The sequence below is a fragment of the Streptomyces apricus genome, from assembly GCF_008369065.1.
Taxonomy (GTDB): domain Bacteria; phylum Actinomycetota; class Actinomycetes; order Streptomycetales; family Streptomycetaceae; genus Streptomyces; species Streptomyces apricus.
Genome location: NZ_VDFC01000197.1, coordinates 1 through 1,502, shown reverse-complemented (window position 1 = coordinate 1,502; position 1,502 = coordinate 1). Strand labels below are relative to the sequence as shown.

Annotated in this window: 1 pseudogene; it reads right to left on the bottom strand. The window is 70.4% G+C overall.

From position 1 onward, the window contains the following. Positions 1–214: 214 nt before the first annotated feature. Positions 215–1,502 (bottom strand): annotated as a pseudogene (locus FGF04_RS39150) (D-alanyl-D-alanine carboxypeptidase); the annotation flags it as partial.

Here is a 1,502-nt window from a genome sequence, read left to right as displayed (position 1 = left end):
GGTCGGCTCCGCTGTCGCCACGTGCTGGCACTCCCGTGTCCCGTTGTTCCACTGTCGGCCGGGCCCCGCGGCGGGCGGCGTTGCCCCATCCGCGCGACGCTAGCACGCACCCCGCCGGACGGGCCCCGGGTGGGGCTCCGTCGGCGGGGTGCGGTCGGTCCGGCTGCTTGCGGGGGCGTACGCCCCGGGTGCGCTTCCCGGGGCGTACGCCCCGTCAGGCGATCCGGGTCAGTTTGGCGCCGAATCCCGGTTCGGCGAGATCCGACTGCAGCGCGACCGGAACCTCGACCGCGTCGCCCGTCGTACCGCCACCGACGGTCAGCGAACCGACCTCGGTTCCCGCCTTCGCCTCGTGCGGGATCGCCTTGCCGTTCTCGCCCAGCTTCAGCTCGACCGTCTTCCCGGCCCAGCCCACCGCGGAGACGTCCTCGGTGGCGACGACCGGCGTACGGCCGCCGAGCCCGTCGTCCACGTACCCCACGACGTCGCCCTTCTTCAGGATCTTGCGCGAGGTCAGCGCCTCCTGGGCGGCGATCATGGCCGTCTTGCTGACCGCGTTGACCGTGTCGATGATCGGCGGCGTGTGCTGGCCGAGGACCGCGCCGACGACGATGACGTTCTCGCCGCCGACCTCCCGGGTGGCGGCGAACAGGAGGTTGCCGCCGGCCTTGGTGGTGGAGCCGGTCTTGATGCCGATGGCGTTGTTGTACGGGACGAGACGGTTGTAGTTGTCCCACTTCTTGCCGGACGGGTCCACCCAGCTCGGCAGCTTGGTGATGTCCACCAGTGCCTTGATCCGCACCAGCTCGTTGCCGAGCTTGACCTGGTCCTCGGCGGTGGAGACCGTGCTCTCCTTCAGCCCCGAGGGGTCGGTGTACGTCGTGTTCTTCATCCCGAGGTCCTTGGCGGCGGCGTTCATCTTCTCGGTGAACTTCGCCTCGGACCCCGCGTCCCAACGGGCCAGCAGGCGCGCCACGTTGTTCGCCGAGGGGATCATGATGGCCGCGATGGCGTCCTTCTGGGTGAGGGTGTCGCCGTCCTTGATGGTGTTGAGGGTCGACTCGCCCTGCGCGTCGTAGCCGCCCTCCTTCTCCGCCTTCGCGTCGACGGGGATCTTCGCGCCGTCCGCGCCGGCCTTCAGCGGGTGCTCCTTGAGGATCACGTACGCCGTCATGGCCTTGGCGACCGAGCCGATCGCGACGGGCTTCTGCTCCCCGAACGAGTCGACTGTGCCGAGGCCGTTGACGTCCATCCAGCCCTGGCCCTCCTCGGGCCACGGCAGGGAGACCTTGCTGCCCTCGAAGGCGTAGGACTGGTCGGCGGTCAGGGTGAGGCCGGGGGTGGGCAGCGGACGTACGGCCTGTACGACTGCAAACACCACGGCCAGCAGGAGGACCAGCGGGGTCCAGATCTTGACCCGGCGCACGAACGTCCGCACCGGGGTCTGGCGGGGCGGCGGCGTGTTCGTCAGCTCGGCCAGGAGGTCCAGCGGGGGCCGGGGC